We start from the raw sequence: 15,653 nt of genomic DNA on the forward strand, positions 1-15,653 counted from the left end.
GCCCAGACCCTGATCCTGTGCCTTCTGGGTCGCCCCGTTGTCACACAGCCACCCCGAACATCCGCCCGACGCCCGCGGTGATGGCCATGGCCGCCGCGCCCCAGAACAGGACCCGCGCCGTCGCGCGCAGTTTCGGAGCGCCGCCTGCATGGGCGCCCAGCGCCCCCAGCCCGGCGAGGCTGACCAGCGTCGACACCACGACCGCCGGGATGATCTGCGCAGCGGGGGCCAGCGCCGCCGCCGCCATCGGCACGGCGGCCGCGACCGTGAAGGTCAGGCCAGAGGCAAAGGCCGCCTGTAACGGATTGGCCGCATGGACCTCGGACAGCCCCAGCTCGTCGCGCACATGCGCGGCAAGGGCATCCCGCGCGGTCAGTTCCCGCGCCACCAGCGCCGCCGTCTGCGGCGAAAGCCCGCGCGATTCATAGATCGAGGCCAGCTCCCGTTCCTCTGCCTCGGGCGTGTCGATCAGCGCCTGCCTCTCGCGCGCGATATCCGCCCGCTCCACATCCGATTGCGAACTGACCGAGACATATTCCCCCGCCGCCATCGACATCGCCCCTGCCGCCAGCCCCGCAGCCCCCGCGATCAGGATTGCGGCGCGGTCGGGGCCGGCCGCCGCGACTCCGACGATCAGCGACGAGACCGAGACGATCCCGTCATTCGCGCCAAGCACGGCGGCGCGCAGCCATCCCGCGCGGTCGAGATAATGCAGTTCCTCATGCGCGGACTGATAGGGAAGGGTCATGGTCTTGCATCCAATGCTGTCTGTGAAAAACCGCGCAGCGCGATGCTGGCGCGAAAGCCCTCTGTCCCGCCGGGGACGGGCGACTGGAGGGAAAGCCGCGAACCGATGCGGCCCGCGATGGTGTTGACGATGGCAAGGCCCAGCCCGCTGCCATCGCCGCCCCCGTCCCCCCGCACGAAACGGTCGGTGAGCGAGGCAAGCCGTGCTTCCGGTACCACCGGTCCGACATTGTCCACCGTCAGGGTTCCGGCGGCATCCAGCGTGACGCAAACCGCCCCGCCCGCGCCGTGGCGCAGGGCATTCTCGACCAGATTGCGCACCACGATGGCCACGGCATCGGGGTCGATATCCGACAGGACCGGCGCGTCGGGAAGGACCAGCGCCACCCGCTCCGCCCCGTCCGCATCCGCGAAATCGCGGATCACAAGGCGCAGAACATCACGGATATCGGCTTCGTGTCCGGACACCAGCCGCGCACCTTCGGCGCGGGCGAGTTGCATCAGCTTCTCGGACAGACGCGTGAGCCGCTTCAGCGTGGCCTCGATCCCTGCCGCCCGGCTGCGGACCTCGTCGTCCGCCGCCATTCTCTGTAACCGCTGCACCTGTGCAAGGGCGCCGGCCAGTGGCGTGCGCAGTTCGTGCGCGGCATTGGCGGCAAAGCTGCGCTCGGCGGCAAAGGCGCTTTCCAGCCGCATCAGCAGGCCGTTCACCGTATCCACGATGGGCCCCAATTCGCGCGGGACCCCCTCGGTCGCGACGGGCGACAGCCGCCTCGCCCCGCGCTGCGCCAGTTGCTCGCGCAGACGGTCCAGCGGCCGCAACCCGATGCCCAGCCCGTAGAAGATCGCCACCATACTCAGCGGCACCATGACCAGCAGCGGCAGCGCCAGGCCGAGCGTCATCTCCACCGCCACCTCGCGCCGGTGCGACAGGGGTTCCGCGATGGTCAGGATCACGGTGCCGCGCACCGCCGACTCCTGATAGAGGCGCAGCCCGCCCGCCTCGTGGAACCCCGCCACGGGAAAAAGCGGGAAATCCGCAGGATCGGCCCTGTGCGAGGTCAGCAGCAACGCCCCCTCGGCGTCGCGCACGACATAGGTGAAATGCTCCTCATGCTCGGCCAGACCCGTGACGCGGCGGGTGATCCCCTCCTCCTCGCGGTTCAGCACGTCGACCACGGCCAGTTGCAGGATCCTCTGCCCCGTTTCCTGAAGGGCCGAGTCGAACACCTCGTCCATCTCGGCCGACAGAAGCCGTGCCGTCAGACCCGCCGTCGCCAGCCAGAGCAGCGTCACGATCCCCGACAGGACCAGCGCCGAGCGCAGCCGGATCGACGCCCCCCTCATCGCGCGGCCAGACGGTAGCCGAGACCCCGCTCCGTCACGATGACCTCTGCCCCGAGCTTCTTGCGCAGGCGGCTGACATGCACCTCGATCGTGTTGCTCTCCACCTCGGCGTCGAAGGAGTAGAGCTTCTCCTCCAGCGCCGCCTTGGACAGCAATTGCCCGGGCTTCTGGAGGAAGGCTTCCAGCAGCACCCATTCCCGCGCGGTCAGGGCGACCGTCCGTCCCCCGCGGGTCAGGTGGCGCGCGGCGATGTCGACCGACAGGTCACCCAGAGCGATCCTCGGGTTCGGATTGCCCGCATAGCGCCGCGACACCGCCCCGATCCGCGCCGAAAGCTCGCTCAGGTCGAAGGGCTTGACCAGATAGTCGTCGGCTCCGGCATTCAGCCCCTCGATCCGGTCCGACACCTGGTCGAGGGCCGTCATGATGATGACCGGCGTCGCATCGCCCCTGGCACGCAACGCCCGGAGAAAGGGCAGCCCCCGCCCGTCGGGCAGCATCAGGTCAAGCAGGATCAGCCCGTAATGCGCCGTCGCCAGCGCGTCGTCCGCCGCGTCCAGCCTTGCGGCATGGTCCACCGAATGGCCCTCGCCCTCGGCCTGTTCGCGCACGGCGCCCGCGATGACGCGATCATCCTCGACCAGCAATATCCGCATCACAGCCTGTCCCTGCGGCCCGTTCCTGCGGCCTGCCCTATCGCGCGAACCTGACGCGGACCTGAAGCAGAAAGACGGTTCGCTTCAGGCTGGCGTCAGATTCGCGGCGCAGAAGGGGTGCATCGCAAGCCTGCCGGAGTGTCACGCATGATCCGCCTCTCAACAAGCCTCGTCATCGCGGGCCTTCTGGCCGCTACCCCCCTGCGCGCCGACGACGACTGCGCCGTCCCGATGGCCGACTGGCAACCCCGTGCCGCGGTCGAACGCTTCGCCGCTGCGCAGGGCTGGCACGTCACGCGGATCCGTCTGGACGACGGCTGTTACGAGGTGATCGGCACCGACGCCACCGGCAGGCACATCGAGGCAAAGCTCGACCCGTCGCGGCTGACGGTCATCGAGCTGGAATACGAAGACCACGGCGAAGGCGGCGGCAGCCATGACGGCACCGACGACTGACCCGCGGCCATCCCCCCCCCTGCACAAAGGAAAGACCCATGAAACAGGCACTCGCCCTCCTCCTTGCCGGCGGAACGCTCGGCCTTGGCACCCAGGCCGGCGCGGGCACCGCACCGGCCGCCGCGCATCCCGTCATACTCGAAGGACCGGCCCACTCCTCTGCCATCCGGCCGCTTCCCGTCGTCGATGACGGAGAGGACGGGGGCGGCTGGCTCTGGTCGAACGGGGACGGTTCGGATGACGGCAACGGCGGCGGCAGCGACAGCGACGACTGCAATCCGGACGATCCCGCCTGCGCGGCGGGCAATGCCGCCCCTGCGGGCACCGTCGCCCCGCCGAAGAACGGCCTGTTCACCGACGGCAGCGCACCCGTCGTGAAGTCGAACTGAGGGGGAGGCTATGATGAAACCGCTCCTTGCCGCCCTCGCGCTGACCACGGCCCTGATCGCGCCCGGCCTTGCGGCCGCGCGGCCCGTCACCCTGACCGCCAACCTGTCCGACTATGGCGGGCGCGGGGCCTATCTTGCCATCTACGTCACCGACCCGTCCGGCGCCTATGCGGGCAGCCTCTGGATGGCGGGGGGCAAGTCCAAATACTACCGCCACCTGTCGGACTGGACGCGATTCACCGGCGGCGATGTCGCGCAGGTGGACGGGATCACCGGTGCCAGCGTTGGCGCGGGGGGCAGTCTCGAGCTGACCATGGACCTTGCCGACGCGCTGTTCGACGCGGGCTACACGCTCCACATCGACGCCGCGGTCGAGGAAATGCGCGACAGCCCGGACGAGGTCGCCATTCCCCTGACCGGCGCAGGTGCGGGGCAGCCCGTGCAAGGCCGCCGCTACATCGCCGATTTCACCTACGCCTTCTGACGGGTCCGACCATGCTCCGCGCGTTCCACCGCTGGCCCGGCCTTCTGGCCGCGCTCCTCCTGCTTGTCCTCTCGCTCAGCGGGGCGGCCCTGTCGGTCTTTCCGGCGGTGGACCGTATGGGCACGGTCGCAGCCGCCCCCGGACAGACCGTCGCCGACCTTGCGGCGAAGGTCGCCGAAAGCCATCCCGCGATCGAACAGATCCGCCGCGCGCCCTCGGGGCGCATCACCGCCTACTGGTTCGACGGCGACACCCCCCGCGCTGCGGTGATCGACCCGGCCACGGGGCAGGACGCGGGCAGCGCCGACCCCTCGGCCTTGCGCGAATGGCTGACCGACCTCCACCGCGCCCTCTTGGCCGGGGATGCAGGCCGCTGGACAACCGCGGTCGCCGCGCTGGCGATGCTGGTGCTTGCCCTCTCCGGCGCGGTGCTGGTCGCGCGCCGGCAGGGCGGATGGCGCCGCATCCTCGGCCCGATGCGCGGCCCTGCCGCGAACCGCTGGCATGGCGAGATGGCCCGCCTTGCCGTGCTGGCGCTGGCCCTCTCGTCCGTCACCGCGCTGTGGATGACGGCCTCGACCTTCGACCTTCTGCCCGCGGACGACGCCAACCCCGCCTTCCCCGCCGAAGTCAGCGGCCGGACCGGCCTTTCCCCCGCGGGGATGCCCGCCCTGCAAGCCATCCCCCTTTCGGACCTGCGCGACCTGACCTTCCCCTATGCGGGCGATGCGGGCGACGTCCTCACGCTGACCACCGCCTCCGGCACCGGTTACGTGGATCAGGGCACGGGCGCGCTGCTGGTCTGGGCGACGCCCGGCGTCTGGACCCGCGCGGGAGAGTGGATCTACCTCCTCCACACCGGCGAGGGCGCCGCGCTCTGGGGCCTCCTCCTCGGCCTGCTGACCCTGTCTGTGCCGGTGCTCTGCGGAACCGGCACGCTCGTCTGGCTCCGCGCCCGCAAGGCGCGCCCCGCGCTGCGCGGCATGGCCCCCGCCGACCGGGCGGAAACCGTCATCCTCGCCGCCAGCGAGGGCGGCAGCACATGGGGCTTTGCACAGGCGCTCGGGCGCGCCCTGCAAGATGCGGGGCAAGGCGTCCATCTCGCCCCGCTGTCCGGTTTCGCCCCCGGCTCCTACGGCGCGGCGCGGCGCATCCTGATCCTTGCCGCCACATGGGGCGACGGCGACGCCCCCTCCACGGCGACCGGCGCGGTGGAGCGCATCGCCGGCACCCGCCCCCACCCGACCGCATCCCTCGCCGTCCTCGGCTTCGGCGACCGCAACTTTCCCGCCTTCTGCGCCTTTGCCGAATGGCTGGATGCCGCCGCGCGACAGGCCGGATGGCGGATGCTCTTGCCGCTCGACCGCATCGACAGGCAGTCGCCGCAGGCCTTCGCCCGCTGGACGCGCACGCTCGGCCAGACCATGGGCATCCCGCTCGACGTCACGCACCAGCCCGCGCTGCCGCGCAGCCTTCCCCTCACCCTCGCCACGCGCCGCGACCATGGCGGGGCGGCGCAGGCCCCCACCGCCATCCTCCGCTTCGCCCTGCCGCGCCGCGGGCTCCTCGACCGGCTGACGGGGCGTGGCCTGCCCGACTTCCGGCCCGGCGACCTGCTCGGCATCCTGCCCGAAGGCAGCCCCGTGCCGCGCTATTACTCGCTCGCCTCCGGACACGCCGACGGATTTGCCGAAATCGTGGTCCGCAAACATCCCGGCGGCCTCTGCTCGGGCCAGCTGACCGACCTCGCCCCGGGCGGGACCGTCCGCGCCTTCCTCCGGCCGAACCCCGCCTTCCACCCCGACCGCAGCATGGCACCCCTCCTTCTGATCGGGGCAGGCACCGGCATCGGTCCCCTCGCAGGCTTCATCCGCGCGAACCGCCACAGGCGGCCCATCCACCTCTGGTTCGGCGCGCGCCACCCGCAGGCCGATTTCCTGTATCAGGCCGATCTCGCCGACTGGACCGCGCAGGGACAGCTCGCCTCGACCGCGACCGCCTTCTCGCGCACTGGCAACCGCCAGCATGTGCAGGACCGCCTGCGCGCCGATGCCGGGCGCATCCGCGCGCTCGTGGCCGAAGGCGCGCGGATCATGGTCTGCGGCGGGCGCGACATGGCGCAGGGCGTGCACGAGGCGCTGGCCGACATCCTCGCCCCCATGAACCTTTCCCCCGATGGCCTGAAACAGCAGGGACGCTATGCGGAAGACAGCTACTGACACGCTCCTCTCGGGGCCGACGATGGGTACGACCTGGCAGGTCCGGCTGGACGATGCGCCTGCCGATCCCCTCCCCCTGCACGCCGCGCTGCAAGCCGCCGTGTCCGAGGTGGATGACCAGATGTCCACATGGAAGGCCGACAGCGCGCTGATGTGGTTCAACGCCGCCCCCTGCGGCGAGTGGCACCCCCTGCCCGCCCCCCTGCTGGCCGTTCTGGACGCGGGCCTTTCCATCAGCGCGCTGACCGGCAATGCTTTCGAGATGAACCTCGGCGACGCCGTGCGGGCCTGGGGCTTCGGCCCCGCGCGCATCGACCCAGACGCGATCCGCGCCGCCAGCAGCGCCCCGCCGGTCCCCGCCGCGCAGGCCCTGCAGATCGACCGGCCATCCGGACGCGCCCTGAAATCCGCGCCCCTCTCGCTCGACCTGTCGGGCATCGCCAAGGGCTACGGCGTCGACCGCCTTGCCGAGACGCTGCGCCGCCACGGCATCACCCGCGCCCTCTGCTCCATCGACGGCGAGGTGCGCGCCATCGGCAGCCGCGGCGACGCAACGGCCTGGTCGGTCGGGATCGACGCGCCCGACAGCCCGATGCGCGGCAGCCATTCCGTCCTGATGCTGGCCGACATGTCCGTCGCCACCTCCGGCGATTACCGCCACTTCGTCGAGATCCGCGGCACGCGCCTGTCGCATACGATGAACCCCGCCACCCGCGCCCCGCTCCTCGGCGCGCCGGCCTCGGTCACCGTGATGGCCGAAAGCTGCATGCAGGCCGACGCCATGGCGACGGCGCTGATGGTGCTCGGGATGGAGTCAGGGGAACGGTTGGCAAGAAGACATGGGATCAGCGCCCTCTATATCTCCCGGAACGGGGAAACCTTCCGGACAGGTCATTTTGCCATGTGACGGCGTGACCGCGCCCGACGGCCGAGCGACCGGGAGCGCATGCTCCACATCGCATGTACCAAACAGAACTGGACAACGGCCGCAGGCGTTAGTCCTTGGCGGAGAACGTATCGACCACGGCAAATTGCAGGCTCGTCGCGTTTCTCCGGTTGCATCCGACAATGCGAATGGCCCTGAGGCAATCCGCGGAACAAGGCCGAGATAGGCAGACCAGGTGCAGTGCGTACGATGCACACCATCAGACTGGCTATTCATGCTTTAGCCACAAGGCAGGAAAGCGCATGCCGCGGCCAAGGCAAGCGGATCGTGCTGCTGTCGGTTTCGTGGACGACAAGTGACGGAAGGCGCTGGAAGGTCCGAAGGCCACGATGTGTCAGGACCGCATCTGGCGAAAACGATGCCAAACGAACCCCTCGTCACAGCAGGCTTCAGAGCGGCCATCTAGGGATCTAAGTATCTTGCCGACCTTCAAGGGAATGGCGGACAGTGAGGGATTCGAACCCTCGAGACGGTTCCCCGCCTACACACTTTCCAGGCGTGCGCCTTCGACCACTCGGCCAACTGTCCTTGGCGCTCTCCTTAAGGCCAAGGCAAAGCGGGCGCAAGGGGGCGGCGGGTCAGTCTGCGAGGTCGAGTGTCACACGCCGGTTCTGGCGGCCCTTCTTCTCGATTTTGCCGATCTCGACCCGTCCGATCTCGGCGGTGCGGGCGACATGGGTGCCGCCGCAGGGCTGCAGGTCAACCTGCGCCAGTCCCGCGCCGATGCGGATCAGCCGGACACGCCCCTGCCCCGTGGGCGGGCGCACCGACATCGTCTTGACCAGCCCGGGATTGGCCGCGAGCTCGGCATCGGTGATCCAGTCCTCGCTGACCGGCAAATCCAGCCCGATCAGCGTGTTCAGCCGGTCCTGCAGCAGCCCCACATCCGAAGGCGGATCGGGCATGTCGAAATCCAGCCGCCCGCGTTCGGTCCCGATCTGGCCCCCCGTCACCGGCAACGGGATGACCACCGACAGCAGATGCAGCGCGGTATGCACCCGCATGTGGCGATAGCGGCGGTCCCAGTCGAGGCGCTGGGTCAGCACCGTGCCCACCGGCGGCATGGCCGCAGGCTCGGCCGGTACCAGCGCCACCTGCCCGCCTTCAGCCTTCACCGCCGTGGCCACGGGCAGCCGCCCGCCGTCCCACAGCAGCCAGCCGGAATCGCCGGGCTGGCCACCTCCCGTGGGATAGAACAGGCTGCGGTCGCAGATCACGCCGCCCTCGGCGGTGTGCCCGGTCACCACGGCCTCTGCCTCGCGCAGATAGGCGTCAGAGCGGAACAGGAGTTCGGTCATTTGTCCTCGCGCAGGGTGGGGTCGGTGGATTCGCGGCGGGCAGACGGCACCGCGGGGTCGGGACGCGCCACCGTGCCGGGCCGGGTAGCAGCGGGCCCGTCCCCCTCGACCACCGCCTCGCCCCCCGCCGCCGCGGCAGGCGCCTCTGGCTGCGGCGCGCCCGGCATCGCGATCGCCTCGGCGGCAAAGCGGCGGACGATGGCATGGTTGATCTCGCTGCGGACCTGCACGCTGAAATTCACGTCGCGCAGGATGATCCGCATCTCGAACAGCATCGCGTCGGCGGTAAAGCCCATGAAGGCGATCACGGGCGGCGGCGTCAGGATGGTCAGCGGCTGCGCCTCGGCGATCTCGCGCAGGATGCGCTCCACCTTGCGGGTATCGTTGCCATGGGACACCGATACCGGCACGACCAGACGGCCCGACAGGTTGAACCGCGTCCAGTTGGTCACCCGCTGCGTCACCAGATCGGCATTCGGGACGATCACATCCGACCGATCGAAAGTCTGGATGCGGGTGGAGCGGACGGAGATCGCCCGCACTGTGCCCGAGACATTGCCGACCTCGATCCAGTCCCCCTCGCTCACGGGCCGTTCGATCAGCAGGATGATGCCCGACACGAAATTCGACACGATGTTCTGCAGGCCGAAACCGATGCCGACCGACAGGGCACCGGCGACGATGGCCAGCCCCGACAGGTCGATGCCCGCCGAATTGATCGCCACCAGCGCGGCAAGGAACAGCCCCAGATAGCCCGTGCCCGAAATGATGGCATTCTGCCCGCCCTGATCCAGCGAGGTGCGCGGCAGGATCGTCCCCTTCAGCGCCCCCTGCACACCGCGCGTCAGCGCATAGCCGATGGCGAAGATCACGGCGAAGATCAGGAAATCGACGGGCGAGACCCGCGTCGCCCCGAGCTGGAACCCCGCAAGGAAGCGTTGCCAGAGTTCGGTGATATCCGCCCAGCGCGCCCCCCAGACCACGGCAAAGAGCGGAAGCGACCCCAGCGTCATGGCAAAGCCGATGAGGACGGGGATCAGCCCCTCCTGATCGGCCGCATCCGACCGCGTCACCAGCCCGTAGATATCCGCCACAAAGCGCTGCGCGACGAAGAGCATCGCCACGATCCCCAGCGAGATGACCGAAGGATAGACCAGCGCGGTGGCCGCCGCGATATAGCCCACCGCCCCGAGGAACAGGCCCGCCACCCCCGTCAGCATCACCCCCCGCGCCAGAAGCCCCAGCACGCGCGTGCCATAGGACATCCCCTCGTCGCTGCGGCTTTCCGCGGTGACGTGGCGGCGCAGAAGCTGGCCCATGCGGAAGGTCAGGACGGCCGTCGTGGCAAGGACGGGAAAGCCCAGCACGGCATTGGCCGCATCGCTTGCCCCCACGGCCAGCGCGATCTGGTCCTGCAGCGCCTGCAACCCCAGCAGCAGGCCCAGCGTGCGGGCAAGGAAACGCCCCTCGACCCGCCGCTCGGCTGCCAGCAGAAAGGCCGTGTCGCCCCCCCCGTCCTCGACCGGAAAGACCGCATTGCCCAGCCAGTTCGCCGCCACCAGACCGAAGACGATCACCGGCAGCGCATCCACCGCCGCACGTCCCACCGGCCCGACCAGCCCCGTCTTCTGCGCCGCGACGGCCAGAGCGGCCGCCCCCATCGTCGGCAGCACGATCTGCAGCAGCGACACCAGCAGGGCCTGCACGCGCCGCCCCCGTGCCGTGCGCGGGGCGGGCAGCCTTGCGCGCAGGGGGGCGATCATCCGCCAGCCCAGCGTGACCAGTGCCCCCCCCGCCACCACCAAGAGCGCGATCAGCGGCAGGTTGTCCAGCAGGGCCCGCCGCCCGTCGCCCCGCGTCCAGCGCGTCGCCGTCTCGGTCCACAGCCGCACGGTGATCTCGCCCAGCGCCACCACCGCCTCGGGCCAGTTCGCCGGATTGATCGGTGCGGGCCATAGCTGCAGCAACTGGCTCGCCTGACGTTCGCGCAACACGCGGTCCACCTCGCCCACCAGACCGTCCGCACGGCGATAGGCCTCTTCGGCCTTCAGCACGGGCGCCTGCTGGCGGACCAGTTGGTCGGCAAGCTGTTGGCGGCGCAGGGCGATTTCCTCGGCCTCGGTCTCGCCCTCGGGCGGGGCGGGGCCAAGAGCCGCGATCTGCTCGCGCAGCGTGGCGATACGGGCGGCATTGGTGTTCTGCGCGGCAAGGAAATCGGCCCGCCAGCCCACAAGCTGGACGCGCAGCGACTCCAGCACACGGTCCTCGGCGTCGAGATTGGCAATCACCGTCTCGGCCCGCTCGGCGGCGCGCTCCCATGCCTCGTAATCCAGCGCGGCGCTCTTGCCGCTGCCCTTGGAGACGACGACCGATGTCGCGGGCCGCACCGCTTCGGCGGCGGGGGTGGTCGTGGTCACGGCAACCGCGCCGCCCGCCCCCGACGGGCCCGCCGCAGGCGTCTGCGAAGGGTCACTTTGCGCCGGTTCACTCTGGGCCGGAGGCTGGGCAGGCACCGTCTGCCCCCCCGCTGCCTCCTGCGCCCCACCTTGCCCCGCCGGCCAGAGCAGCAGCAGCGCAAGGGCAAGCCCTGCGGCAACGAACCCGCGCGGCCGTGCCGTCAGGCCCGACCCCGGCTTGGTCATGCGTCCTCGAACACGGTCGGGATGGCCCGCGGCGCGCGGTCCAGCCATTCCGGAACCGGCAGCCCCTTTTCCTTCAGGAAGGTGGGGTTATAGAGTTTGGACTGATAGCGGTTGCCGTAGTCGCACAGGATCGTCACGATCGTATGTCCCGGCCCCATGTCGCGCGCCATGCGGATCGCGCCCGCGATGTTGATGCCCGACGACCCGCCCAGACAGATTCCCTCGTCCTGAAGCATGTCAAAGACCAGCGGCAGCGCCTCGGCATCGGGGATGCGATAGCTGTAATCGGGCCGGAACCCTTCGAGGTTGGCCGTGATCCGCCCCTGCCCGATCCCTTCGGTGATCGACGTGCCGGGCGCATCCAGCTTGCCTTCGGTATAGAAGGAATGCAGCGCCGCCCCCTCGGGATCGGCCAGCCCGATCTTCACGCCCTTGGGCTGCAGCGCCATGCCGACGCCCGCCAGCGTGCCCCCAGACCCGACCGCGCAGATGAACCCGTCCACCTTGCCGCCGGTCTGCTCCCAAATCTCCGGCCCCGTCCCCTCGATATGGGACTGACGGTTGGCGATGTTGTCGAACTGGTTGGCCCAGATCGCCCCGTTGGGCTCCGTCCGCGCAAGCGCCTCGGCCAGACGGCCGGAATAGCGCACATAGTTGTTGGGATTGCGATAGGGCGCGGCAGGCACCTGCACCAGCTCCGCCCCCGCCAGACGCAGCATGTCCTTCTTTTCCTGGCTCTGCGTCTCGGGGATCACGATTACGGTCTTGAACCCCATGCTCGCACCCACCAGCGCCAGCCCGATGCCCGTATTGCCCGCCGTCCCCTCGACGATCGTCCCGCCGGGCTTCAACGCGCCGCGCGCCACCGCATCGCGGATGATGTAAAGCGCCGCGCGGTCCTTGACCGACTGGCCCGGATTCATGAACTCGCATTTGCCAAGGATCGTGCAGCCGGTCATCTCGCTCGCCCGCTTCAACTTTAGAAGCGGCGTATTCCCGATGGTCTCGGCCAGATCGTCGAATGTGCGCATGTCGGGTTCCTTCGCCTTTTGCTAACGTCTAGGCTCGGGCGCGAGAAATCTCAAGCCATGGCAGGGAAACAGGCGGTTTGACCCTCAATCCTCCCTCCAAACAGTTTCAAAAATTTCCGAAGTCTGCCTTCGGCAAAACCGCTCTATGGTCCGGCCCCACCAAATGCGCGACTCGCTGCGGCGGTCTCAACCGCAGCCTGCGCGCCAATCCGGCGAAGACCGGCCACTAACCGGACCGCATCCCGAGGGGGGCTGCGGAGACGGCGCGAAGATAACCCCCCTCAGGGAAAGGAAACGCGAATGACCCAGTCGGTCCATCCGGTGGACGAAGTTCTGCCACCCCCGAAACTGTTTACCCTTGGCCTGCAGCATGTGCTGGTGATGTATGCGGGGGCCGTCGCCGTGCCGCTCATCGTCGGGCGGGCGCTGAAACTGGAACCGGCCGACGTGGCCTTCCTGATCTCGGCCGACCTCTTCGTCTGCGGCATCGTCACGCTGATCCAGTCGCTGGGCGCGACCCAGTGGTTCGGCATCCGCCTGCCCGTGATGATGGGCGTGACCTTCGCCGCCGTGGGCCCGATGGTGGCCATGGCCAATGCCAATGGCGGCCCCGCGGGCGCGCAGGCCATCTTCGGCGCGATCATGGCGGCGGGCGTCATCTCGATGCTCATAGCCCCCTTCATCAGCCGGATGCTCCGCTTCTTCCCGCCGGTCGTGACAGGGACCATCATCCTTGTCATCGGCGTCAGCCTGATGCGGATCGGGATCAACTGGATCTTCGGCAACCCCGTCGGCCCCACCGCGCCCCAGATCGTGGACCCCGCCCATGCCGACTGGCTGAAGGCCGTCACCGAAGGCGCCGCGGCAGGCAGCGTCACGGGCCTGCCCCCCATGCCCGAAGGGCTGGCACTGGCGGCCAAGATGAACAACCCCGCCTATGCGCCGCTGACCAACATCCTCGTCTCGGCCATCGTCCTTGTCTCGATCCTCGTCATTGCCCGCTACGCCCGCGGCTTCTTTGCCAATATCGCGGTTCTGCTTGGCATCATCATCGGCGCGGTGATCGCCATCGCCATGGGCACGATGACCTTTGCCAAGGTGGGCGAGGCGTCTTGGTTCGGCCTCATCACGCCCTTCCACTTCGGCATGCCGACCTTCGATCCGGTCATGATCGTCACCATGACGCTGGTGATGATCGTGGTGATGATCGAATCCACCGGCATGTTCCTCGCGCTGGGGGACATGACGGGCAAGAAGGTCGACCAGCCCATGCTGTCCGCCGGTCTGCGCACCGACGGTCTGGGCACGCTGATCGGCGGCATCTTCAACACCTTCCCCTACACCTCCTTCTCGCAGAACGTGGGCCTTGTCGGCGTGACCGGCGTGCGTTCGCGCTTCGTCTGCGTGGCGGGGGGGATCATCCTCATCGTCCTCGGCCTCGTGCCGAAGATGGGGGCGCTGGTGGAATCGGTGCCGACGATGGTGCTGGGTGGCGCGGGCCTCGTGATGTTCGGGATGGTCGCGGCCACCGGCATCCGCATCCTCGCGGGCGTCGACTTTGCCAAGAACCGCAACAACCTCTTCGTCGTCGCGGTCTCGCTCGGCTTCGGGATGATCCCGCTGATCGCCCCCAACTTCAAGATGTGGATGCCCCATGCCATCCACCCGCTGATCGAAAGCGGCATCCTGCTGGCCTCGGTCGCCGCCGTCCTCCTCAACGCCTTCTTCAACGGCGCCAAGGTGGACGAGGCCGCGATCAAGGCCGCCGCCGCCGCCGCCGACCACTGACCGGCGGGCAAAAGACAAAGGGCGGCGGTGCGAACCGCCGCCCTTTCGCATCGTTGGCGGGGCTCACTCCGCCTTGGCGACCAGCAACCCGTCCGCCTTCAGCCCGGCATAGCTTTCGTCCAGCGACTTCCGCGCCCGCTCGATCAGGATGTCGATCTCGGCCGGCGTGATCACCAGCGGCGGCGAGATGATCATCCGGTCCCCCACATGGCGCATGATCAGGTTGTTGGCAAAGCACCGCTCGCGCGTCCGCAAGCCCACCGTGCCCGCCTCGCTCGCGAACTTGGCCCGCTTGGCCTTGTCCGGCGTCAGCGCGATGGACCCCATCAGCCCCACCAGCTTCGCCTCGCCCACCAGCGGATGGTCGGTCAGCGCATCCCAGCGCTCCTTCAGGTAGGGATGCGCCACGTCGCGCACATGCTCGACGATCTTCTCTTCCTGCAGGATGCGCAGGTTCTCCAGCGCGACCGCCGCCGCCACCGGATGGCCGGAATAGGTATAGCCGTGGAAGAACTCGCCCCCCTCGGCCACCACCGCCGCCACCTCGTCACAGACGATGGATCCCCCGATGGGCTGATAGCCCGACGACAGCCCCTTCGCGATGGTCATGATATGCGGCTTGATGCCAAAGGTCTGGCTGCCGAACCAGTTGCCCGTCCGTCCAAAGCCCGTGATGACCTCGTCCGCGATCAGAAGGATGCCGTATTTGTCGCAGATGCGCTGGATTTCCGGCCAATAGGTGGCGGGCGGCACGATCACGCCCCCCGCGCCCTGGATGGGCTCTCCGATGAAGGCCGCGACCTTGTCCGCGCCCAGCTCCAGGATCTTGTCCTCCAACAGTTTGGCGCGGGCCAGACCGAACTCCGCCTCGGTCATCTCGCCGCCCTCGCCCCACCAGTAGGGCTGGTCGATATGCTCGATCCCGTCGATCTTGCCGCCATGGGCATGGATCGGGGCCATCCCGCCAAGGCTGCCCCCGCCCATGGTGGACCCGTGATAGCCGTTCTTGCGCGCGATGATGACGCGCCGCTCGGGCTGCCCCTTCACCTGCCAGTACCGGCGCACCAGACGGATGTTGGTGTCATTCGCTTCCGACCCCGACCCCGCGAAGAACACATGGTTCAGATCGCCCGGCGCCAGTTCCGCCAGCTTCGCCGCCAGCGCGATGGCCGGCACATGCGTCGTCTGGAAGAAGGTGTTGTAATAGGCCAGTTCCTCCATCTGCCGCGCGGCGACCTCGGCCAGCTCCTTGCGGCCATAGCCGATGTTCACGCACCACAGCCCCGCCATCCCGTCGATGATCTGGTTGCCCTCGCTGTCGGTCAGCCACACGCCCTTGCCCCGCGTGATCACCCGCGCGCCCTTGGCCGCCAGCCCGTTCGAGTCGGTGAAAGGATGCATGTGATGCGCGGCGTCCAGCGCCTGCAGCTCTGCCGTGGGCAGGTGGTTGGTGATCATGTTCATGGCAAGGCCCTCGCGGAATCAGCGGCCCGCCCCGAACGGCAGGCTTCGCCCGCCACCTTATGATCAAAGACCGCCGCCTTCAAGAAATTTGATCAAATTCCCGCAGGCCGCCCGGTCCCTTCATCCCGGCCCAAATACTCTGGGGGTCCGGGGGTGAAACCCCCGGCCATGCCCCCAGACCCCGCC

At 68.9% G+C, this 15,653-nt stretch carries 13 protein-coding genes and 1 tRNA gene; 6 read left to right on the forward strand and 8 right to left on the reverse strand.

Features of this window, described 5'->3' with window-relative positions:
• Nucleotides 1-40: 40 nt before the first annotated feature.
• From GU927_RS12510 to GU927_RS12520, 3 genes are read right to left on the reverse strand one after another with little or no spacing between them, the layout of a single operon-like run.
• A complete protein-coding gene (locus tag GU927_RS12510) occupies nucleotides 41-748 on the reverse strand; it encodes a VIT1/CCC1 transporter family protein (RefSeq protein WP_161762788.1) in 708 nt (235 codons plus the stop codon).
• Entirely contained in the window at nucleotides 745-2,094 is a 1,350-nt protein-coding gene (locus GU927_RS12515) for an ATP-binding protein (RefSeq protein WP_161762789.1), read from the reverse strand. Before GU927_RS12515 ends, GU927_RS12510 begins: the two co-directional genes overlap by 4 nt.
• On the reverse strand, nucleotides 2,091-2,750 hold the full coding sequence (locus tag GU927_RS12520; protein WP_161762790.1) for a response regulator transcription factor: 660 nt from the start codon (nucleotides 2,748-2,750) through the stop codon (nucleotides 2,091-2,093). The genes GU927_RS12515 and GU927_RS12520 overlap by 4 nt, the downstream gene beginning before the upstream one ends.
• A gap of 147 nt (nucleotides 2,751-2,897) precedes the next feature.
• On the opposite strand from GU927_RS12520, the gene GU927_RS12525 reads away from it, so the two are divergent.
• From GU927_RS12525 to GU927_RS12545, 5 genes are read left to right on the forward strand one after another with little or no spacing between them, the layout of a single operon-like run.
• Nucleotides 2,898-3,206 carry a PepSY domain-containing protein gene (locus tag GU927_RS12525; protein ID WP_161762791.1) on the forward strand — a complete coding sequence of 103 codons (309 nt, stop codon included), beginning with the start codon at nucleotides 2,898-2,900 and terminating at the stop codon, nucleotides 3,204-3,206.
• Between the two features lie 38 nt (nucleotides 3,207-3,244).
• Nucleotides 3,245-3,595 carry a hypothetical protein gene (locus tag GU927_RS12530; protein WP_161762792.1) on the forward strand — a complete coding sequence of 117 codons (351 nt, stop codon included), beginning with the start codon at nucleotides 3,245-3,247 and terminating at the stop codon, nucleotides 3,593-3,595.
• Nucleotides 3,596-3,608: 13 nt separating this feature from the next.
• Nucleotides 3,609-4,079 carry a DUF2271 domain-containing protein gene (locus GU927_RS12535; protein ID WP_161762884.1) on the forward strand — a complete coding sequence of 157 codons (471 nt, stop codon included), beginning with the start codon at nucleotides 3,609-3,611 and terminating at the stop codon, nucleotides 4,077-4,079.
• An 11-nt stretch (nucleotides 4,080-4,090) separates the two neighbouring features.
• Nucleotides 4,091-6,298 (forward strand): PepSY domain-containing protein, encoded by a 2,208-nt coding sequence (locus GU927_RS12540; protein WP_161762793.1) that lies wholly within the window; start codon nucleotides 4,091-4,093, stop codon nucleotides 6,296-6,298.
• Nucleotides 6,279-7,205 carry an FAD:protein FMN transferase gene (locus GU927_RS12545; RefSeq protein ID WP_161762794.1) on the forward strand — a complete coding sequence of 309 codons (927 nt, stop codon included), beginning with the start codon at nucleotides 6,279-6,281 and terminating at the stop codon, nucleotides 7,203-7,205. The genes GU927_RS12540 and GU927_RS12545 overlap by 20 nt, the downstream gene beginning before the upstream one ends.
• A gap of 477 nt (nucleotides 7,206-7,682) precedes the next feature.
• Here GU927_RS12545 and GU927_RS12550 read toward each other — a convergent pair.
• The 4 genes from GU927_RS12550 to GU927_RS12565 all read right to left on the reverse strand — a co-directional run bounded on the left by GU927_RS12550 (nucleotide 7,683) and on the right by GU927_RS12565 (nucleotide 12,215).
• Nucleotides 7,683-7,772, reverse strand: a tRNA-Ser gene (locus GU927_RS12550).
• Between the two features lie 50 nt (nucleotides 7,773-7,822).
• Nucleotides 7,823-8,542, reverse strand: coding sequence for an alanyl-tRNA editing protein (locus GU927_RS12555; protein ID WP_161762795.1), 720 nt, complete (start codon nucleotides 8,540-8,542; stop codon nucleotides 7,823-7,825).
• Nucleotides 8,539-11,232: a DUF3772 domain-containing protein gene (locus GU927_RS12560; RefSeq protein WP_161762796.1), complete on the reverse strand. Its 2,694-nt coding sequence runs from the start codon at nucleotides 11,230-11,232 to the stop codon at nucleotides 8,539-8,541. Before GU927_RS12560 ends, GU927_RS12555 begins: the two co-directional genes overlap by 4 nt.
• Nucleotides 11,181-12,215, reverse strand: coding sequence for a cysteine synthase A (locus tag GU927_RS12565; protein ID WP_161762797.1), 1,035 nt, complete (start codon nucleotides 12,213-12,215; stop codon nucleotides 11,181-11,183). The genes GU927_RS12560 and GU927_RS12565 overlap by 52 nt, the downstream gene beginning before the upstream one ends.
• A gap of 300 nt (nucleotides 12,216-12,515) precedes the next feature.
• Here GU927_RS12565 and GU927_RS12570 point away from each other — a divergent pair, with 300 nt between their 5' ends.
• The gene (locus GU927_RS12570; RefSeq protein ID WP_161762798.1) at nucleotides 12,516-14,003 is read left to right on the forward strand and encodes a nucleobase:cation symporter-2 family protein; all 1,488 of its coding nucleotides are present in this window, start codon (nucleotides 12,516-12,518) and stop codon (nucleotides 14,001-14,003) included.
• 63 nt (nucleotides 14,004-14,066) lie between these two features.
• Here the strand turns inward: GU927_RS12570 and GU927_RS12575 are convergent, their stop codons facing one another.
• Entirely contained in the window at nucleotides 14,067-15,467 is a 1,401-nt protein-coding gene (locus tag GU927_RS12575; protein ID WP_161762799.1) for an aspartate aminotransferase family protein, read from the reverse strand.
• Between the last annotated feature and the right edge of the window lie 186 nt (nucleotides 15,468-15,653).

Origin of the sequence: Paragemmobacter amnigenus (assembly GCF_009908265.2) — a bacterium.
GTDB classification, from domain to species: Bacteria; Pseudomonadota; Alphaproteobacteria; order Rhodobacterales; family Rhodobacteraceae; genus Paragemmobacter; species Paragemmobacter amnigenus.